Below are 19387 nucleotides of genomic sequence, written 5' to 3' on the forward strand. Positions count from 1 at the left end.
GTTTGGGGGGAGAAGGAGTTAAAGAATTACGGATTGGTGGCGACGGTTGCTTCAGCGCGTCGATTCAGGAATTGGCGGCTCTTCACGATCTCGAGCACGGCGGCGGAGAATTTGCCGTTGTTCGCTTTGAGCGAGGCCTGCATCTGCTGGAGGAGTTTTTTGTCGCTGGGCAGGGTTTGGCGTCCCAAAGCGTAGCCGAGGAGTTTGCGGGTGAGCTGGGTGAGGAATTGAGGCTCGTTCTTTTTGAGGTAGTCGCGCAGGCCGGTGAAACCGGTGAATTTGCTGCCGTCGGTCATTTCACCGGTGTCGTCGATCTTGCCGCCGGTCTCATCCGTGGCGCGGAAGCGGCCGATGGGATCAAAACTCTCCAGCGCGAAGCCGAGCGGGTCGATGCGTTCATGACAAACAGCGCAGGCGGAGTCGGTGCGGTGCTGCATGAGGGCCTCGCGCAGGCTGGAGGGCTTGCTGGTTTCTTTGAGCTCCGGCACGTTCGGCGGCGGCGGTGGTGAGGCGATGCCGAGGACGACTTGATACAAATAATCGCCGCGCACGACGGGGCTGGTGCGGTGCGGGCGCGAGGTCTTGGTCAAAATGGCTGCCATGCCGAGCAAGCCGCCGCGATGATGCTGCGCGATGCCTTTCACCTCGCGGAAGTCGCCGCCGGTGACGCCGGGGATGCCGTAGTGCTTCGCGAGGCGTTCGTTGAGGAAGGTGTAGTCGCCGCCGATGATGTCGGAAACGCTGCGGTCATCGCGCACGAGGTGGGTGAAGAACTCCACGGCCTCGCGCTGCATGTCGTTTCGCAGCTCAGGCGTGAACTGCGGAAACTTCTTCTCATCGACGGTGCTCTTCTCGTCGAAGCCGTTGAACTTCAGCCACTGCCCCGCGTATTCCTTGGCGAGCGCGGCGGCCTTTGGATCACGCAGCATGCGTTGGGTCTGCGCGGCGAGCACTTCGGGCTTCAGCAAACTGCCATCATCAGCGGCTTTGCGGAGCTGCCAGTCGGGCAGCGAAGCCCAGAGAAAGTAGCTGAGGCGCGAGGCGAGCTCGTGGGCGTTCAGCGGCACCTCGCTGGTCTTTGCGTCGGCGATGGGCGGCAGCGTTTCGGCTTTGAAGAGGAAATTCGGCGAAACGAGCACGCGCACGAGCACTTCACGAGCAGCGGATTCGCGGTCGAGTTCTTTGGCGCGGCTGGCGAAGTAGAGCGCGTCGAGCTTTTTGATCTCCTCGTCAGTGATCGGCCGACGCCAGGCACGCTTCGTGAACTCATGCAGGTGCCAGAGCAAAGCGCCGTCGTATTCCTGCTGCTGTTGCTTGTTGAGGTTCGGATTCGCGTTGTAGCCCCAGTCCTTCTTCATCGCAGCGAGGTAGTTCTTGTCATTCTGGCCGAGGAGCTGGCCGAGTTGATCATCGCTGAAGTAATAGACCGTGTAGTTGGGCCGGCCGCCGCGGTAGAGGTTGTTTGCGACCTCCTCCAGTCGGCGCTCGAACATGTCCGGGAACGCGGTCTTCATCTTGTTGAAGTCGTTCATGGTCTCGCCGGACTTCTTCGTGCTGCGTTTCCAGATGGTGAGCACGCCAGGGATGATCTTTGTCACGTCGCGTGGCGTCTCGGTGGTCATCGTCCACTGGATGGAGGCCTCATCGACCTCGGCATTTTGCATGTCGAGACGTGCATGAACCAGGAGCCAGTTCGCCCCTTCGGGCAACGGCAGCTTGAAGACCTGCGGCGCGGCAAAGGCGAGCACGTTCGGCTCAATGCTGCGACCGGGCTGCGGATGCTTCCCGTAAAGCGCCCGCACGTTTTCCAATTCGGCGAGGTTTGGCGGCGGCGGCGTTTGTTTGCGCTTTTCAGCGATCGTTTTGTCGAGCCACGTCAGGTAATTGAGCTTCTGCTTGCCGATGTGGTAGTCGATTTGCGTCACGAGGGCGATGTCGCCTTTGTTGCCATCGCCAGTATCGCCAAAGCAGAGGTTCACGTGCGTTTTGCCGTTCACCGGCCCCTGCATCACATAGGGACGAATGCCGTCGCTGTCCTGCTGCTGACGCTGCACGCCGCTGCCGGGCTTTTTCGGATTGTTCCAGCTCAGCATGTCGGCCTCGATGGACTTGATGCGCTCGTGCGCAGCTTTTTCATCGGCAGGCAACTCGCGCCACGGCACGCGCACGAGGTCGAGGTAGCGGCTTTTTGGCTCCGTGGAGTTCACGAGGTTCCACCAGTTGCTCAGGAAGTGAACGCTGAGCTTCATGTCCTTCGCGAGCTGATCGAGCGGCGTCTTGGCATGCTTGTGTTTCCAGCAGGCGAGCATGTAATCGGCCTCGCGCATGTTTTCGTCATCCTTCGGCAGGTGCGGCGCGGCTTTCTGCTGATACCACACATAGAGGCCCTGCTGCGCCTGCGCCTTCACCTGCTCCGGCCCGCGAAGGCCGATGCGGTTCGGATGAAACACGACGCCGGTGCCCGGCATGATCGTGGCATGATCCGCGAGCTTCCGCGCGGCAGCGAAATACTTGTCGATGGCCGCCGGGCTCATGAAAAGCACGTCGCCCGTGTTGGTGAAGCCTTCGCCACCACCGCCGTCGGTTTGGAACTCCTTCGCCAGCGCGTAGTCGCGGCCGGTGAGGTCACGGAGGGTGTTGTCATACTCCGCATTCGTGAGCCGACGCATCGTCACCGGGCCTGGGTCGCCGGATTTCGCCTCGGCGAGCACGTCGAGGCCGTTTTGCACCCAGCCGGTGATGGCGGCTTTTTCATCGGACGTAAGCTGCTTGGCCTTCCGCGGCGGCATGTCGCCGTTGTCGATGGTGTCTTTGACCTTGGTCCAGATCTCGAATTCTTCGGCGAGCTTCGGATCCGCGGCGAACTGCTTCAAATCGACATCGCCCTTCATTTTGTCGGCGTTGTGGCATTCGTAGCACTTCGCGGCGAGCATGGGCTCAACGGCCTTCCAGTCGGCGGAGCGGGCTGGAAGGACGAAAAGGACAGAAGGGACGAAAAAGACGGCGAAACGGCGCATTAGGGGGCTAATGAATACTACGTTCGAACGAGCCATTTCCATGCCTGAATTGCTCCTGACAGAGCTTCATTTGGCTCGCAGCCGGTCCACCAGCACCGCGCCGAGGATCACGAGCCCGAGGACCATCTTCTGAGTGTTGCTTTCGACGTTGGTGAGGTTCATGCCGTTCTGGATCACTGCGATGATGAACGCGCCGACCAGGGTGCCCGGCATGGTGCCTTTGCCGCCGCTGAGGCTCGTGCCGCCGACCACGACGGCGGCAATCACATAGAGCTCATACATCTGGCCGTAGGTGGGTGATCCGCTTTTCAAAAGCGAGGCCGTCACGACGCCGCCGAGTCCCGCGAGCAACCCACAAAGCAAATAAGCGATGAGAATGACGCGTTTCACCGGCACGCCGGAGACGAACGCGGCCTCGGTGTTGCCGCCGACGGCGTAAAGATGGCGACCGAACGTGGTTTGCGTCATCACGACATGCGCGGCGGCGTAAAGCAGCAGCATGAGCACGACGGCGTTCGGCAGTCCGAACAAATCCGCCCCGCGTCCGAGCCAGACGAAGGAATCCGGCACCTGATAGACGGATTGATTCTCCGCAAAACGATATGCAAGCCCGCTGCACACCAGCATCATCGCAAGCGTGACGATGAAAGGCGGCATGCGCAAACGTGTGATGAACGCGCCGGAGATCAAACCGCACACGCCGCACAAGGCGATGCCGCAGAGGCCTGCGGCGAACATTCCCGCAGCGCCCGCGCTCGTTCCGCCGCAGAAATCCCGCACGATCATTGCCGTGACGACAGCAGAAAGCGCGATCAGGCTACCAACGCTCAAGTCGATGCCGCCGGTGATGATGACCAGCGTCATGCCGATGGCGAGAATGGCGATGACGGCGATTTGATTGGCGATGTTGAGCAGATTGTCGGCCTTCAGGAATACCGGCCACGACTGCGACCGTGGTTTGAGCACGCGTGTGTCTTTGAGCGCTGGGAAGTCGGTGGCGAGATCGCTGAAAACGAGCCAGGAGGCGGTGGCGTGGTTGCAGGCAATGACATCGAGCCCGCCGGCGGCCACGGCACGTTGCAGCGCCGCGCGGGCGTCCTTGGGCTCGCCTGTCACGATTTCGGCGCGTGAGCCTAGCTCGGCGTTCAACGCTTGGGCGAAGGCATTATCTTCCGTTTGCGGCCGCACGACGATGAGAACTTTGGCGTTTGGTGCAATCCGCGCGGCCAGTTCCTGCGCGGCGGCGGTGTCCTGCGGGTGCTGATCGGTCCACGTGACGATGCTGAAGAAGACGCACAGCAGCAACAACGCGACGAGCATGCCGGACCCGGCGAGATGATGGCGGATGAAGACAAAAAGGCGGCTCATGCGGCGGGACGAAGGATGAGGAGCGATTGAACGCGGTTCAAGGCCGGAGACGTTCGAGATTGACCGCGAAGGTGGTTTCGGGCTAGCCTTAAGGCATGAAATTGTTCGCCCGCTCGCTCCTTGTTCTTCTGTTGACCGCAACGTGCGCCAGCGCCGACTGGGTCATCGTGCAGAAGACCACCACCGAGGGGCAGGACAAAGAAACAGTCACCAAGATCAAGGGCGAGCAGGCACGGGTGGACGTGGGCGCGGAGATGAGTGTGATCGCGGGCGCGGAGGGCATGGTGGTGCTCATGCACACGCAAAAAATGCTGATGAAGATGGATCTCGCGACGATGAGGACGGCGCTGGAGATGGCGGCGAAGGCCGCAGCTCCGCTCGGCAATCAGCCTGCCGCAAAACCAGTCGCCACCGGGCAAAAAGAGAAGGTGGGCGAGTGGGAGGCCGAAATCTACACTTGGGAGGGCCAGATGGGCAAAGGCCGCTTCTGGGTGGCGAAGGATTTCCCGAAGTTCGCTGAGATCAACGCGATCAATGACAAGCTGGGCAAAACCATGGGCAACGCGATGGCCGGCCTCGCACCGCAAGCCGCGGACTTCAACGGTATGGTGGTGAAGTCGGAGATGACAATGATGGGCAAAAATGTGAGCACCCTGCTCGTCTCCGCGAAGGAGCAGGAAGTGGACGCAAAGGAGTTCACCGCGCCGGCAGGCTACAACGAAATGAAAATGCCAATGCTGCCCGGCGGCGCGCCGCCGAAGTGAACTGGCCAACTTTTCCATTGGATTGATGGCTGCACCCAGGTGGTGCCGAAAAAGCCTGCGAAAATCGGATAGCCTTGGTTTTTTGCTTCACTCCGCGACGAAAAACATCGCTGCGAAGGTGTTCGACACGAATTTGGCATCCGGCTTCGGATCAATGAGCATCGTGGAGATGTCGCCGTCGAGATAGAGCACGTCCTCGCAGCCGAGATGGAGAAAGAAGCGGGTGAGCTGGTGAAATGTGACGCGGCCTTTGACCGCGTCGTCACGGTCGCTCATCGCAAAGATGATCTGTCCGTCCGTCTTTCGCACGCCGACGGCGTTGCGCAGGCGTTTGTTCGGCGAGTTCGCGTTGAAAGCCGGATGAATGACACCGCGCCGCAGCATGAGCGGGCCGGATTGCGTGGCGATGCGCGGTTTGAGGCCGCTTTTCGCGAATTCGGCGGCTTCCATCACGCCGGGGCCGGTTTGGTCGTCGAGATAGAAGACGCCGTTCGGCTTGAGGAAGAAATTGCCCTCGCCATCGCGCAGATTGAGCGGCACCAGCTCGCGTCCGGCGCAGATCGTCAGCCCGCAGGGCTTCGGGCCGCGCTCGTAGATGCCCGCGTTCGTCGCGAAGACGATTTTCTTGTTCTGCGCGGCGAGATGGGAGCGCAGGCCGTTGAAATCCATCAGCGGCTTGCCATCCGCACCCTGCCACACCAGTTCCAGCCGCGACCAGTCCGCCTTGTCCACACGGTAGAGGTGATAGCGCCCTCCCTCGTGATCGACCGCCTCCGCGCCATGCAGATGCGAGGTGACGGTGGCGCAGCCGAAGACGGTGAGAAGCCAGCGCGGGAGTTTCATGGGGCGAACCATTTGCAGCATCTTCATCCCCGTCCATGATGAAAAACACATGTCCAGCAGTCTTGGCACACTCTTCCGCATCAGCACCTGGGGCGAATCGCACGGCCCCGGCGTCGGCGTCGTCATCGACGGCTGCCCGCCGCGCATTCCGCTCACAGTCGAGGACATTCAGCATGAGCTGAACCGCCGCCGCCCCGGCCAGAGCAAGATCGTGACGCCGCGCAAGGAGGACGACACCGCTGAAATTCTTTCCGGCGTGATCGACGGCCAGACCCTTGGCACGCCCATCGGCATTTTCGTGCGGAACACGGACCAGCGCCCTTCCGCCTACACGGAAATGCAGCAGGCGTATCGCCCCAGCCACGCGGACTACACTTACGATGCCAAATACGGCATCCGGGCCGTCTCCGGCGGCGGCAGATCAAGCGCGAGAGAGACGATCGGCCGCGTGGCCGCCGGCGCTATCGCGCGGAAGGTGCTGCAGCACTCGCTCAGCGGATATGAATGCCTCGCCTACGTGAAAACGGTGCAGAACATCAGCGCCGAGGTGCCGGCGGGCGCCGCTTTGAACTCCGATGTCATTGAGTCCAACATTGTGCGCACCTGCGATCCCGTGGCGGCGGAGAAAATGATCGCCCTCATCGAAAAAATCCGCAGCGAAGGCAACAGCGTCGGCGGCGTGATCGAGTGTGTCGTGCGCGGCGTGCCGCCGGGGCTTGGCGAGCCGGTTTTCGATCGTCTGGAGGCCGATCTGGCCAAGGCGATGCTCAGCCTGCCTGCCACGAAGGGTTTTGAGATCGGCAGCGGTTTTTCCGGCACGACGATGACCGGGCTGGAGCATAACGACGAGTTCTTCATGGACGGCAAAAACATCCGCACGCGAACCAACCGCAGCGGTGGCGTGCAAGGCGGCATCAGCAACGGTGAGGAGATCGTCTTCCGCGTGGCCTTCAAGCCGACAGCGACCGTTTTGCGCGAGCAGAAGACCATCACCAACACCGGCGAGGACACGACCCTCTCCGCACGCGGCCGTCACGATCCGTGCGTGCTGCCACGCGCCGTGCCGATGGTGGAGGCGATGGTGCATCTCGTGCTCGCCGACCACTTCCTGCGCCAGCGGGCGATGCGAGGATAAGGCCATGCGCCGTTTGATCCTGCTTTTCGCCACAGCGGCATGCATGCATGCGCGCGGAGAGCCCTTGCCGGAGATTAAAACCGGCAAAGGTGGCAAGGAGATCGAGATTCCGATGACGCCGTGGTATCCCGGCTTCGTTTCGACTTCCAAGGCGTTTGTCGCGGGAAAAGTGATCGACGTTGCGTCTGAAGTGCGGACATCACCGCAGCAAACATGGCTGTCGGAATCATGTGTTCTTCGTGTGGAGCGTGCCTTCGGGCATTTGCGGCCGCTTGAAGGTGTTTCGACGTTGAGGCTGTCTGCTGGATACGACCACTCGCCTTACACGGCGGTGGAGCCGCAGTGGGGCAGGCTACGGCATTTGAAAAAGGACCAGCGAGTCCTCGTGCTACTGCATGAGTACGAAGGGGAGCCTTGTTTTGGCTCGGAGGCCGTGATCGAGATCGCGTATGGCATCGAGGACCTGCCGCGCATCCTGCGCCAGACGGGGTTCGATCCAGCGCGTTTCACGGACACGGATCTCGCGGTGGTGAAGCTGGCGAGTCCACTTTTCCATGAACAACTGGCCGTCGAGGCGGAAATCCGGCGGGAACTCCGTCAAGATGACGTCGCGTGGCTGAACCGGCTGGTTCTCGGCATCGCGTGCGGTTTTCTGACGCTGCTGCTGTTGCTTCAGGCGATTGCTCAGAAGCCGATCACATAAAAACGCTGCTGCGAGACCTGCTCGGCCTCGGGGAGGGTGATCCAGCGTTCCTTGAAACGTTCGCCCCAACTGTCGCTGAAGGCGATCTCACTGGTGTCCTTGTTGTAGCCGATGATGAGGACGACATGGCCGGCGCTGCGATCCTTGGAGAGAGGGCTGGCGGCGGCCTCCTGCGCGACCTTGGTTTTCCACATGGACCAGTCCGTCACACTTTTGCGCGCCTCGGTGCGTTTGTTGGCGGCTTCGTTGAACTTGTCCGAGCTGTAGAGCGCCCAGATGACAGGCACGCCCTTGTCAATCTGACGGCTTATGTCACGAAGCTTCAGCTCACCATCCCAAGAGTCGAAGGAACGCCCTTTGTTGCGAATGTGGCGGCCGATCCCCTGCAGCAGCAAGTCCACGCTGGTGCCGCCGCCGAAGCCTGTCTCCCCGGCATTGGCGAGGATGTACATGTCCGCCGGAACGCCGAGGTAACGCATGGCGCGCTCGGCGGTGGCGGGCACGCAGTAGCCTTTGGGGCCCTGATCGACCATGGGAATGTCCGTGACCACGACGTCGCCGTTCTTGCGCGTTTCGAGATTGGAAAGGGCCTGGGCGCGGATGATGGTGTCGGAGGTGCGCGCGACTTTTCCGCCGGCGTCGGCAAATGCGCTGGGGACGACCTGCAGGCCGACATACTCGCCCTCGGCCTCCGCGAGGAGGATTGAGTGACCGCGCCAGTCCCAGCGGCGCATGTTCATGCGGCCGACCTTGCCTTCACCAAAACGTTCCTTGAGCGGCTCGCCGAGAGTTTTGGAGAGTTGCGCGGTGATGGCTTCCAAATCCTTGTCCATGGCCTTCTTGACGATCTACGCGGCCTTGGCGGGCGGCGTGTCTTTGTCGAAGTGCATCTCAGCGCCGCCCTTCGCGCTAAAGAGGTCGCCCTTGTTGGCAAAAACGAGCGAAAAGCTGGTGACCTTGTCATTCTCCGCATACATCGCCACGGAGAAGGGATGCGCGCCGAACATCTGGTAGTCGTCCTTGGTGTAGGAGCGGAAGCTGCTGGACTTTTTGGTCTTCGACTCGGAGGGAATGCCGAGTTTCTTCGCAACTTCCTCAGCGGAGGATTCCCAGAGCGATGTCTGTCCGAACAACGGCTGGCCGACGGCCTCGTTGACGGCCTCGGGCTCGAGCTTGTCATTCGGGCCGGGTTTGTAGGACGGCCGGGCGGCTGGAGTCGCGGGAGCAGACTTGATGTACTGCTGGTCGGCGGCGGACAGGGAAGCGATGGGGAGATTGAAAGTCTGGCCGTTCGCCATCTCGATGGTGACGTTGGGACCGTTCACATTGACGAGTTTTGCCTGGATGCTTTTACCCGCGGTGTTGGTGAAGGTGCGGAGTTCGCCGGTTTGCGCCCAAGCCTGGGAAAACGAGAGCAGGAGGGCGAAGAGAAGGCAGGGTTGGTGCTTCATGGTTGCGCGTGAAACGTTTGGGCCTGGCAAAAATTGGCCTGATCTAGATCCATGTCCCGGCCGGGATGACGGCGTCCTTTGGCACGCAGACGATGCCGTCGCGGATGTACCAGTTCGGGCCGTCCATGTTCTCAGGCTTGCCCTCGGGAGTGATGACGGCGTTGTCGCCGATGTGGACGTTTTTGTCGATGATCGCGCGCTCGATGCGGCAGTTGCGGCCGATGCCGGGCGGGAGGCGGGCAGGGTCGGTGCCAGCGGCGCCGGCGTAAAAGTCCGCGCCCATGATGATGCTCTCACGGATCGTAGTTCCAGCCTCGATGCGCGAACGCACGCCGATGACGGCGGTCTCGATGTGCGCGTCGGTGAGGATGCAGCCGTCGGCGAGCAGGGCTTCTCGGATGGTGCCGCCATTGATCTTCGTGGCCGGGAGGGCGCGGGTGTGGGAGAAAATGGGCGCGACGCTGTCAAAGAAGTCGAACTGCGGCACGACGCGGCAGAGGTCCAGATTCGCCTGGAAGAAGGAGCGGATGGTGCCGATGTCCTCCCAGTAGCCTTGGAAATCGAAGGCATGGACGCGGCGCTCCTTGATCGCAGCGGGAATGATGTGCTTGCCGAAGTCGTTGTGCGTGTTGTCGAGGCAGTCGATGAGCACGTCACGGTTGAAAAGGTAGATGCCCATCGAAGCCTGGTAGCATGGCGCGTCGGTGCTGAGGCCCAGGGTGCGCAGGGTCTGCTCCGGCATGCGCAGTTTTTTGAGCACGGCTGGATCCTTCGGCTTCTCGACAAACTGATAAATGCGGCCGCTCTCATCGGAGTGCATAATGCCGAAACCCGTGGCGTCGCGCTCGTTGACCGGCAGCGTGGCGATGGTGAGGTCGGCCTCGGTGGCGAGGTGCTGGCGCATGAGCTTGCGGAAGTCCATGCGATAGAGCTGGTCGCCGCTGAGGATGAGGAAATACTCGTGCCCGCCTTCCAGGAAGTAGCGCAGATTTTTGCGCACGGCGTCGGCGGTGCCCTCATACCAGCGCTCCCCTTCCGGCGTCTGCTGCGCGGCGAGCACCTCGACGAAGCCGCGGTTGAACTGGTCGAAGCGGTAGGTGCGCGAGAGGTGGCGGTTGAGCGAGGCGCTGTTGTACTGCGTGAGGACGTAGATCTGGCGCAGGCCGGAGTTGATGCAGTTGCTGATCGGAATGTCCACGAGACGGTATTTGCCCGCGAGCGGCACGGCGGGCTTCGCACGGTCCTTGGTCAGCGGAAACAGACGTGTGCCCGCGCCACCTCCCATGACGATCGCCAGAGTGCTGCGGCGGAGAAATGAGTCGGCCTCGGTTTGGGCGGTGCGTGGTATGCTCATGGTGTGTGATGGTGTTGGGCTATTTCCCTGAAACAAGACGGAGAGGCAATCGTTATTCCTGCTCCAATTTTGGCGGGCGAGGCCCCCGCCCCGTTCAATGAACCACCAACCCTGTCGCAACTTCATGTCCATCACCGCGTTCCGCTCCGTCTGCTTTGTCGTCAGTTGCATGGCCGCCACCACGGCGTCTGCCGCGGTGAATTTCGAGCAGGAAATCCTGCCCTTCCTCACCAAGAAGTGCATCGACTGCCACAAGGCGCCTTTTGAGGAAAACGGCAAAAAAAAGGAGCCGAAGGCCGGTCTGCGCCTCGACGCCTCCTGGGCCATCGTCAAAGGCAGCGAGAACGGTCCCGTGCTCACCGCGGGCGCGCCGGACAAGAGCGCCATCTACGAGTCGGTCATGCTGCCGAAGGATGATGACGGCCACATGCCGCCGAAGGGCGATGATTTGACGAAGGAGGAGATCGCCCTGCTGAAAAAGTGGATCGAGGAAGGCGCGAACTTCGGCGGCTGGATCGGCAGCACGCTTGGCATGCCCGCCGGCGCCGCCACCGAACTGGCGAAGCCCTTCAAGCCGCGCCCGCACGATCTCTTCTATGCCTCGCTGGAAAAAGAAGTGAAGCCCCTCGGCGATGACGTGATCGCCAAGGTAAAGGCCGGCGGCGCGCAGGTGTCCCCGGTGAAAGTGGAAAGCCCGCTGGTCCGCGTCGATTTCCTCACCGGCGTCTCGAAGTGCGACGACGCGAAAGTGGAGGGCATTTTGTCCATCAAGGAAAACATCGTACAGCTCGATCTCGGCCGCACGGTCATCACGGATGGCGCCTTGAAGACCGTGGGGCAGCTTCCGCGTCTTGTTTCCCTCGACCTCCGCCAGACCAAGATCACCGATGCCGGACTTGAGGCGCTCTCCGGCCTCAAAAAGCTCCAAACGATCAATCTCTACGGCACGGAGATCACCGACTCCGGGCTGAAGCACCTCGCCAAAATCAAGAGCCTCAAAAACGTCTATCTCTGGCAGTCCAAGGCCACCAAGGCCGGCGTAAAACAGCTCACCGCCGCCATTCCCGGCGTGAAAGCCAGCGTCGAATAATCCCAACCCCTCGTATCCAGATGAAAACGCGCCTCCTCATGCTCACCGCCCTCTTCAACGCCCTTTTCGGAACCGCCGCCATCGCTGGCGAAGGTGAAAAGGTCAGCTACGACGCCCCAGCCGTCTCCGGCATCAATCAAGACGGCGCCACCGTCAATTTCGCCGACGTTTACAAGAAGGGACCCACCGTGGTGTTCTTCTACCCGAAGGCCGACACCCCCGGCTGCACGAAGCAGGCCTGCTCGCTGCGTGATGCGTTCGCTGACTTCTCAAAGCAAGGCGTGCAGGTGCTCGGCGTGAGCTTCGACCAGGCGGAAGCGCAGAAGAAGTTCAAGGACAAGTTCACCCTGCCCTACGACCTCATCGCCGATCCCGAGGGCAAGATCGCGGCCGCCTTCAAGGTGGAAAAGATGGTGAAAGGCCTCCTGAACCTCGCCAAGCGCAGTTGCTTCCTGATCAAAGACGGCAAGGTCATCTGGCAGGACTACGCTGCCAGCACCGACAAGCAGGCCGAGGACATCAAGCGCGTGCTGGCCGAGGCGAAGTAAGCCGAAATCACACACCGATTCCGACGGCGGCCGATTCAGGCCGCCGTTTTTTGTGTTCGCCTTCCCATCCCTGTTCAGCCAAAGTTCAACACATGAGCACCACACATTCCATCTTTGTGCTGGCCGCGCTAGGTGTCATGGCGTCCCTGATCCTGCTGGTCACGGTGTTCCGGGTGCGCAGCGCTGGATTGAAAGTCCTGCTGTTGCTGGTTGCGATTGTGACGCTCACGCCGGCCGGTTTGGTGGTGCTGGCCGCTTTTCCTGAGTGGGTGGACGCGCGTTTCCGCAGCTACAAGGCCTTCTACGCTGAAATCCAGCCCGGGATGACGCGGGAGGAGGTCATGGCCTTGCAGGCACGGGTTTATCCCGAAGGCGGACCGCGCCAGAAGCCGCGCATCGCCATCGAGGACGACACCAGCCTGACTTTCTTCATGCACCCGGAGGATTCGACCGAGCCGAACTGCGAAGGGATCTTTCTCGCCTTCAAAGACGGCAAAGTGACCTCCAAAACCTATTCACCCGACTGATCCGCCATGCCGCTGTGGAAAAACCTGCTGCGTCTTCTGGCGATTGCCCTCCTCACGCCCGTGATCTTCCTGCTCGGCTGCCAGTCCAGCCTCATCTATCACCCGCATCCATATCGTGCGGAATTTGAGACGATGCTGCGCGGGGCCAGAGGGCAGCGCGTGACATTCACGACCTCGCAGGGACGGCAGACCGCGTTTTACATCCCGCCGAAAAACGTGCCGGGAGGCCTGCCACGAGCGGTCTGGCTCTGTTTCGGCGGCAACGGCTCGCTGGCGCTCGACTGGCTGCATTTCATAGGCGCGTGGGACGAAAACTTCGCCTATCTCCTCGTCGATTACCCCGGCTACGGCGACTGTGAGGGCAAACCCACGCCGGGTCGGATCCGCGAGTCGGGCAACGCCGCGTTTGAGGCGCTGGCGCGGCATTTGCAGGCGCCACCACAGGACTTGCAGCCCCGTCTGGCCGTGCTGGGCCACTCGCTCGGTTCCGCAGCAGCGCTGATGGCGGCGGAGGATCTCGATGTGCGGCGCGGCGTGCTGCTTTCCCCGTTCACCTCCATGACCGACATGGGACGCATCATGCTTGGCTGGCCCCTGTGCCACCTGAACCTGCACCGCTTCGACAATCGCAAAACGCTGCGCCGCGTCGCAGCGCGGGAAGGCGTGAAGTTCGTCATTTTCCATGGAGTGGCGGATGAAGTCATCCCGGTGCGGATGGGCCGTGATCTCGCGGCGGCACATCCGAAGGCGACGACATTTCACGAGGTGCCGGGAGCGCATCACAACGACATCTTGAGCCTCACACGCGGTCAAATCGGCCAGGCCATGACGGCGCTCGTACCGTGAGGCACACGGCGGTTGCTTTCAGGCGGCGCTGTGCTCTGATGCGCGCGCAAACTCCCCCTTCCAAAACCATGTCCGCCCACACTTCCACGGAAAAATCCTCCATCTGGTCTTTGTTCAACATCATCATCGGCGCCGTCATGGGCGGCATCACCCTGCTCTGGGTGCTGGCCTTTGTGTTTGAAGGGCTCGGCTCGCTTGTCCCGAAACCCAAGCAAGAAGCTCCGGCTGCAGCGGCCGCGCCAGCCGCAGCCCCGGCGGCAACCGCAGCAGCAGCTCCTGCCGCACCTGCCGCGAACCTCCCGGTCCTCGAAGTCACCATCAAACCTGATTCCGCCAACCCGCTGGCCTACGACACCAAGACCATCAGCGCCAAGGCCGGCCAGAAGGTGAAGCTCACCTTCAACAACACCCATCCCACCCTGCCGCAGCCGCACAACTTCGTCCTCGGCAAGCTTGGCGTGGACAAGGGCAAGATGCTCAACATCGCCATGGCCGCCATGACCCTCGTGGACAAAGGCTACATCCCCGAATCCGCAGACATCCTCGCCAACACGAAGCTCCTCCAGCCCGGCCAGAGCGAGACCATCGAGTTCACCCTGCCCACTGCCGGCGAATACAACTACATCTGCACCTTCCCCGGCCACGGCGCCATCATGAACGGCGTCATCACCGCGCAGTAACCCCTTCCCCGCCCGCAGCCATGGCCGTCTCCATCAGCGTTGACTACGAAGGCGGCCTGCGCTGCAAGGCGACGCATGGTCCGTCGAAAAACCAGCTCCTCACCGACGCGCCCGTGGACAACCACGGCAAGGGCGAGTCCTTCAGCCCCACCGACCTCGTCGCCACCGCCCTCGCCACCTGCATGGCCACGGTCATTGGCATCAAGGCGAAGCAAAAGGGCTACGACATCCCCGGCCTCAAGGTCAGTGTGGAGAAGCACATGAGCGAGGACAGCCCGCGCCGCATCGTCCGCCTGCCCATCACCATCGAAATTCCCCTGCCGGAGGATCATCCCGACCGCAAGGTGCTCGAAGCCACCGCTCTCGGCTGCCCCGTGCATCACAGCGTGCACGCGGACATCGACAAGCCGGTCACGTTTGTGTGGGGCGGGAAGTAAGCGCGCATCACTGCGCCGGGTATTTCTCCAACAGCACCTGCTCCACTTCATCGACCGACAGCCAGCGATATTTGCGGCCAAGCAAATCGCTCAGGGCACGGATTACATCGTCCATTGATTCGCCCGCGCTTTCTGGAGCGTCACCACACCCTGCGTCCGTAAGGCTCTGCACCTCGTGTCGGAGAAAGCCTTCTGCATCCGCGTAAACGGTGGGATTCTCTTGTCTGCCCGGCTCGCCAAGAAACGGTTGCTGCAACTGCGCGCCTCCATACATCCAGGTTCCATGACTCTCCGCGAACCTGAAATTGTCGAACTCGAAACGCCCACAGGCACTATGCGCACGATGGTGCTGCGGCCTGCGGCGGCGGGGCGGTATCCGGGGCTGCTGTTTCACTCGGAGATTTTTCAGATCACCGGCCCCATTCATCGCACGGCGGCGTTTCTGGCGGGTCATGGCTTTGTCGTCGCGCTGCCGGAGATTTATCATGAATACCTGCCCGCAGGCACCGTGCTCGCGTATGACCAGGCCGGTTCCGATGTCGGCAATCGTTTGAAGACCACCAAGCCCGTCGCCGCCTACGATGCGGACAATCGCGCCGTGCTCGACTTCTTGAAGCAGCACGAGGCCTGCACCGGCCGCCTCGGCTCGTTCGGACCGTGCATAGGCGGTCATCTGACCTACCGCGCGGCCTTGCAGCCGGATATCGGTGCCGCCGCCTGCTTTTATCCGACGGATCTGCACAAGCGCAGCCTCGGTGCTGGCATGAACGACGACTCGCTCGCCCGCGCAGCGGACATTCGCGGCGAATTGATGCTCGTCTTCGGTCGCCAGGACCCGCATGTGCCCGTCGAAGGCCGCGAACTCATCTACAAAACGCTCACCGCCGCTGGGGTGAACTTCACCTGGCACGAAGTGAACGCCGCTCACGCCTTCCTCCGCGACGAAGGCCTCCGCTACGACGCCGAACTCGCCCGCCAGATGCTCGGGATGACGGTGGATTTCTTTCGAAGGGTACTGAGTTAAGAAAACACTTGTTTGAAACCGCTGATGGGACGCTGACACGACGCTAATCTCAAACCTCAGTCATCAGCGTGTAATCAGCGGTCATTCGCGACCATCGCCAAACTAACTTGGCAGGTTGTTTTCCCACAGATTCAAGGAGGCCAACAGATTCCTTCAGAAGGGAACCAGAAAATCTGTGGGCCTCCTTGAATCTGTGGAAGATCAAAATTCGGCGTCTTGTAGATGAGCTTGGCGGAGGCTATTTCTCATCTCCCGGCATCGGTGGCACGTCGGGAACCATGTCGAGGATGCGGCGGAGATCGCCGGGACGGCCACGTTGGGCACGTTCTTCGAGGCTCGGGCTGAGGAGGCCGAGGGTTTTGAGGGCGGCGAGGCGGGCGGGGCGGTTGTCGAAGTAGAAATGGGCGTCGATGGGGTGCAGCCAGCCGGTGGCGTCTTGAATGACGTTGTTGGGGTGCAGGTCGAAGACATCGACTTCGCCGAGGAGGTCGTGATCGAGGATAAAATTGCCGCCGAGGGCTCGTGGAGCGGGATCGCGCAGGTTTTGGCGGGTGAGGCCGGTTTTGAGGGCTGCCCACTCGGGATGGATACCGTCGATGTAGGGCTGCGTGAGGACGACTTGAAGCCGTCCGCCCTCCATCATGCCGCCGAGCAGTTGGATTTCGTCGTCGAAGAAGTGGTTGGAGAGCAGTTGATCGCTCAGGTAGTCGAAAAGGGACTCCGTGGCGAGTTTTCGGGCATCGGCGACCTTGAGGACGAGGTTCCGGTCAGGCAGAAGGGCCACGCGATGCTCCTTGCCGCCCTTCAGGGCATCGTCTCTCAGGACCTGCTCCACTTCATCGACTGAGAGCCAGCGGCGTTTGCGGGTGAGCAGATCGCTCAGGGCACGGATTTCATCGTCAATTGATTCGCCCGCGCTTTCTGGAGCGTCACCACGCCCTGCGTCCGCAAGGCTCTGCGCCGCGCGTCGGAGAAAGCCTGCCGCACGACTGTGAACGATTGGATCACAGGCTTGCCCGAGGGCTTGGGTGATGGAGGTGAACTGCTCAATGGCGAAACGATGCTGCAACAGGCCCCAACTGTCAAAACCGGAGTCAGGAGGCGATATGTGGTCGCTGGGACATTCGGGTGACGGAACCTCGTTGGGCTTGGAACGAAAGAGAACAGTTCGAGAATGAGAGATATGAAGGCATACATGCTGGCAACAACCCTTACATCGTCTGCCTGCGGTTTAGATATTCATCAACATACTGCGTAGCCCTCCCCGACTTGTTCTCCGCGGCAGCAAAGCGACCATCCGGCAGGATAAAACACACACACTTGTCCGTCAGTAATTCTAACCTGCCATCTTTGGCATGAGCGAGACGTCTCGCTTTTAGAGATTTAGCAACCTCGCCAAAACTCGAATTCCTCTGTCTAAAAAGTTTGGCGATTTCAACACAATCAGCGCGAACTTGAAGCCCAGCACACAGCAAGTTCATAACGTCAAACTCCACTTCCGAAAGGAACTCAGGCTCCCATGAACCAAGGCCTGAACTAGCTTTAAGGTACTCCTTCTCCATTAGCACGGGAAAATATTCCCAGCCATCGCCGTATGGCGATGCAACCGCACGGCACCAGAGAAGTGGATTGGGCTGTTCAACCCGCAAATCGTCACCAAAAACTTCAGGAGGCAGTTTGAGGAGGTATGCGAGGCGGGTCCAAAGGATCTCCAAAAGATAAACCAAAGGGTTGTATGAACTTGAAGCAAACCAAGCATACCAATCATTCGGATTGGCTTTGGCTGAGAAAGGAAAACCGTCGAGCTTAATGATCGAAGCTTGGCCACACACAACCAAGTTTGGAAAAGCACTTATGCTGAACCGCCTTTGATTTGGTTCGGGATTATCGAACGCTGCATCAAGCAAATCCAACACGCCCTTTCTTAAGCTGGCCTCGTCACAGAAACCTTCGAAGCCAACAACAATCCTCGCGGGTGAAACCGCCTCAACAATCAGATGCTCTAGAATTACGCGTCGAGAAACTGGCAATAACTTCATCTCCTCCTCGGATGGCAAGGACTCTCCAAAGATCCCACGCCAAGCGTCATCAAGCAGCCCGACGCGACGCTTTCCACCTTCTGCGACATTTTGTCGAAAATGAGTGAACCAATCGATCGAATCACTCAACGCACTGGAATAAAGGGTCTTCTTGACCTCACAAATTGCTACAACTTGGGATAGGGGATAAACATAATGGGTTGTGAAAGGAAGCTGCTGCCCTTCCCCCACCACAATCATGCAATCGACCTGCCTGCTAAGAATGCCTTTCGAGTTAACAACTTTCCCCGAAACCACTCGTAAATCACAGCCATCAAACAACCCGCGCTCCAGCAATTCTCGTGTGAGGCCTTCATACATGTCACCAAACATTCCCGTATGACCTACTTCGTCATAAGACGGCATTGATGATGCAGACTTTTGGCGAAACGCCTCCAGCAAGCCTGCAACATTTCGGATCATACAGAATAAACAAATTGGTTTTGTTCGGCGAACTCATGCGTGAAGCAGCAATTCAGCGGTCCCCCATCACTTCACCAGCCTCACCAGCAGATCCTTGCTCTCGACGCTTTCGCCGATTTTGACGCAGATCTCGGTGACGGTGCCGGCTCCGGGGGAGGAGACGGCAGCGAACGCTTTCATGGCTTCGAGGGGGAGGATGACTCGAAAGAGATCAAGCGACCACTTTGGCCCGCTTGGCGGTTTTGCGGCGGCGGGGCTCGGGCTTGGCGATGAAGAAGCTATTTTTGTTGCCGAGGTAGCCGGGGAAGAGGTGATCGGACTCAGCGAGCTTCGTGAGGCGCTTCTTGAGAGCTGCTTGAGCGGCTGGACTGAGGTGAGCGAATTCTTTCGACAATTTGAGGTCTTTCATAACGCGCAGATGCTAGTTCACGAGGCGGGTAGCTTCAACCCGTGTTTGGGGTCGAGGTCCAGTTCCATCGCCAGCTCATGGAGCTGGCGATTCCCAATGAAGAAGTGATCCTCAACCTTCCTTCGAAGTTGGTATTGGTAGAAAGGCGCGGAGTCTTTGGTGGCCTCGCCCCAGACGCGTTTGCATCCCAGCTCGCGAGCGATGAGGCAGATCGACTGCAATATCTGAACTCCGACAGTTTTGATGGGCAGCAGGCGTCCGCTAATGTCAGGATGCACGAACAGGAAGTCGATCATGATGTGATGACACCAAGTGCGTCGAATCATGGCGGCACCCATGATTTCGGGAAACCAACTGGCGGTCACTTTGAGATGAAAACTGAACTCGCCCTGCGGATCGGCGGCGATGAGCGCTCTCAAATGTTCCATGCTGGTCGCGAAGGTGCGGCTGTCGCGATAGTAACGCCAGCGTTTGGCTGCGAGTTGAGCGAGATCACAGGCTTCCTGAGCGCGGTATCTCATGTCAGGCTGTTTCGCCAATCGAGGCGAAACAGACCACTTTTTGACGGCTTGGACGTCCTGGCCGTTGGCAAAATCAAGGTGAGCCACATCAATCACACCGGCTCTCACCACACCGAGAGAGAGCGGCAGATGAAACGGTGTGGAAGATGGCTTGTTCGAGGCCATGAGC

Annotated in this window: 22 protein-coding genes; 10 read left to right on the forward strand and 12 right to left on the reverse strand. The window is 60.3% G+C overall.

Features of this window, described 5'->3' with window-relative positions; genetic code table 11:
* Nucleotides 1-26: 26 nt before the first annotated feature.
* Nucleotides 27-3017 carry a DUF1592 domain-containing protein gene (locus tag ACILSE_RS09490; protein ID WP_395717142.1) on the reverse strand — a complete coding sequence of 997 codons (2991 nt, stop codon included), beginning with the start codon at nucleotides 3015-3017 and terminating at the stop codon, nucleotides 27-29.
* 66 nt (nucleotides 3018-3083) lie between these two features.
* Nucleotides 3084-4385, reverse strand: a complete 1302-nt coding sequence (locus tag ACILSE_RS09495; protein ID WP_395717143.1) for an ABC transporter permease — start codon at nucleotides 4383-4385, stop codon at nucleotides 3084-3086.
* 95 nt (nucleotides 4386-4480) lie between these two features.
* Between ACILSE_RS09495 and ACILSE_RS09500 the strand changes: the two genes are divergently transcribed.
* Nucleotides 4481-5149, forward strand: a complete 669-nt coding sequence (locus ACILSE_RS09500) for a DUF4412 domain-containing protein (RefSeq protein WP_395717144.1) — start codon at nucleotides 4481-4483, stop codon at nucleotides 5147-5149.
* 87 nt (nucleotides 5150-5236) lie between these two features.
* On the opposite strand, the gene ACILSE_RS09505 is transcribed toward ACILSE_RS09500, so the two are convergent.
* Entirely contained in the window at nucleotides 5237-5992 is a 756-nt protein-coding gene (locus ACILSE_RS09505; protein ID WP_395717145.1) for a phosphodiester glycosidase family protein, read from the reverse strand.
* 49 nt (nucleotides 5993-6041) lie between these two features.
* Here ACILSE_RS09505 and aroC point away from each other — a divergent pair, with 49 nt between their 5' ends.
* Together aroC and ACILSE_RS09515 are read left to right on the forward strand one after the other, a co-directional pair.
* Nucleotides 6042-7127 carry a chorismate synthase gene (gene aroC / locus ACILSE_RS09510; protein ID WP_395717146.1) on the forward strand — a complete coding sequence of 362 codons (1086 nt, stop codon included), beginning with the start codon at nucleotides 6042-6044 and terminating at the stop codon, nucleotides 7125-7127.
* A gap of 4 nt (nucleotides 7128-7131) precedes the next feature.
* On the forward strand, nucleotides 7132-7830 hold the full coding sequence (locus ACILSE_RS09515; protein WP_395717147.1) for a hypothetical protein: 699 nt from the start codon (nucleotides 7132-7134) through the stop codon (nucleotides 7828-7830).
* Here ACILSE_RS09515 and ACILSE_RS09520 read toward each other — a convergent pair.
* The 3 genes from ACILSE_RS09520 to ACILSE_RS09530 are packed head-to-tail and all read right to left on the reverse strand — an operon-like array spanning nucleotide 7812 to nucleotide 10635.
* A complete protein-coding gene (locus tag ACILSE_RS09520; RefSeq protein ID WP_395717148.1) occupies nucleotides 7812-8663 on the reverse strand; it encodes a C39 family peptidase in 852 nt (283 codons plus the stop codon). The two genes, ACILSE_RS09515 and ACILSE_RS09520, sit on opposite strands and share 19 nt — an antisense overlap.
* Before the next feature lie 15 nt (nucleotides 8664-8678).
* Complete coding sequence (locus ACILSE_RS09525) at nucleotides 8679-9281, reverse strand: hypothetical protein (protein ID WP_395717149.1); 603 nt, start codon at nucleotides 9279-9281, stop codon at nucleotides 8679-8681.
* A 43-nt stretch (nucleotides 9282-9324) separates the two neighbouring features.
* On the reverse strand, nucleotides 9325-10635 hold the full coding sequence (locus ACILSE_RS09530) for a glucose-1-phosphate adenylyltransferase (protein WP_395717150.1): 1311 nt from the start codon (nucleotides 10633-10635) through the stop codon (nucleotides 9325-9327).
* A gap of 124 nt (nucleotides 10636-10759) precedes the next feature.
* Here ACILSE_RS09530 and ACILSE_RS09535 point away from each other — a divergent pair, with 124 nt between their 5' ends.
* The 6 genes from ACILSE_RS09535 (at nucleotide 10760) to ACILSE_RS09560 (ending at nucleotide 14763) form a co-directional block, all read left to right on the forward strand.
* Complete coding sequence (locus ACILSE_RS09535; RefSeq protein WP_395717151.1) at nucleotides 10760-11725, forward strand: c-type cytochrome domain-containing protein; 966 nt, start codon at nucleotides 10760-10762, stop codon at nucleotides 11723-11725.
* A 20-nt stretch (nucleotides 11726-11745) separates the two neighbouring features.
* Nucleotides 11746-12273: a peroxiredoxin gene (locus tag ACILSE_RS09540; protein ID WP_395717152.1), complete on the forward strand. Its 528-nt coding sequence runs from the start codon at nucleotides 11746-11748 to the stop codon at nucleotides 12271-12273.
* 92 nt (nucleotides 12274-12365) lie between these two features.
* The gene (locus tag ACILSE_RS09545) at nucleotides 12366-12800 is read left to right on the forward strand and encodes a hypothetical protein (RefSeq protein WP_395717153.1); all 435 of its coding nucleotides are present in this window, start codon (nucleotides 12366-12368) and stop codon (nucleotides 12798-12800) included.
* Nucleotides 12801-12806: 6 nt separating this feature from the next.
* Nucleotides 12807-13646: an alpha/beta hydrolase gene (locus tag ACILSE_RS09550; RefSeq protein ID WP_395717154.1), complete on the forward strand. Its 840-nt coding sequence runs from the start codon at nucleotides 12807-12809 to the stop codon at nucleotides 13644-13646.
* A 68-nt stretch (nucleotides 13647-13714) separates the two neighbouring features.
* The gene (locus ACILSE_RS09555; RefSeq protein WP_395717155.1) at nucleotides 13715-14326 is read left to right on the forward strand and encodes a plastocyanin/azurin family copper-binding protein; all 612 of its coding nucleotides are present in this window, start codon (nucleotides 13715-13717) and stop codon (nucleotides 14324-14326) included.
* 20 nt (nucleotides 14327-14346) lie between these two features.
* Entirely contained in the window at nucleotides 14347-14763 is a 417-nt protein-coding gene (locus ACILSE_RS09560) for an OsmC family protein (RefSeq protein ID WP_395717156.1), read from the forward strand.
* A 7-nt stretch (nucleotides 14764-14770) separates the two neighbouring features.
* Here ACILSE_RS09560 and ACILSE_RS09565 read toward each other — a convergent pair whose 3' ends face one another.
* Nucleotides 14771-15019: a hypothetical protein gene (locus ACILSE_RS09565; protein ID WP_395717157.1), complete on the reverse strand. Its 249-nt coding sequence runs from the start codon at nucleotides 15017-15019 to the stop codon at nucleotides 14771-14773.
* Nucleotides 15020-15046: 27 nt separating this feature from the next.
* Here ACILSE_RS09565 and ACILSE_RS09570 point away from each other — a divergent pair, with 27 nt between their 5' ends.
* Complete coding sequence (locus tag ACILSE_RS09570; RefSeq protein ID WP_395717158.1) at nucleotides 15047-15787, forward strand: dienelactone hydrolase family protein; 741 nt, start codon at nucleotides 15047-15049, stop codon at nucleotides 15785-15787.
* Nucleotides 15788-16025: 238 nt separating this feature from the next.
* Here the strand turns inward: ACILSE_RS09570 and ACILSE_RS09575 are convergent, their stop codons facing one another.
* The 5 genes from ACILSE_RS09575 to ACILSE_RS09595 all read right to left on the reverse strand — a co-directional run bounded on the left by ACILSE_RS09575 (nucleotide 16026) and on the right by ACILSE_RS09595 (nucleotide 19383).
* Complete coding sequence (locus ACILSE_RS09575; protein ID WP_395717159.1) at nucleotides 16026-16856, reverse strand: hypothetical protein; 831 nt, start codon at nucleotides 16854-16856, stop codon at nucleotides 16026-16028.
* Between the two features lie 142 nt (nucleotides 16857-16998).
* Nucleotides 16999-18288, reverse strand: coding sequence for a DUF6602 domain-containing protein (locus ACILSE_RS09580; protein WP_395717160.1), 1290 nt, complete (start codon nucleotides 18286-18288; stop codon nucleotides 16999-17001).
* Nucleotides 18289-18354: 66 nt separating this feature from the next.
* On the reverse strand, nucleotides 18355-18570 hold the full coding sequence (locus tag ACILSE_RS09585; RefSeq protein ID WP_395717191.1) for a biotin/lipoyl-containing protein: 216 nt from the start codon (nucleotides 18568-18570) through the stop codon (nucleotides 18355-18357).
* Entirely contained in the window at nucleotides 18500-18697 is a 198-nt protein-coding gene (locus ACILSE_RS09590) for a hypothetical protein (protein WP_395717161.1), read from the reverse strand. Before ACILSE_RS09590 ends, ACILSE_RS09585 begins: the two co-directional genes overlap by 71 nt.
* Before the next feature lie 17 nt (nucleotides 18698-18714).
* Complete coding sequence (locus tag ACILSE_RS09595; RefSeq protein WP_395717162.1) at nucleotides 18715-19383, reverse strand: hypothetical protein; 669 nt, start codon at nucleotides 19381-19383, stop codon at nucleotides 18715-18717.
* Nucleotides 19384-19387: the final 4 nt, after the last annotated feature.

Origin of the sequence: Prosthecobacter sp. (genome assembly GCF_044236155.1) — a bacterium.
Classification (GTDB): Bacteria; Verrucomicrobiota; Verrucomicrobiia; order Verrucomicrobiales; family Verrucomicrobiaceae; genus Prosthecobacter.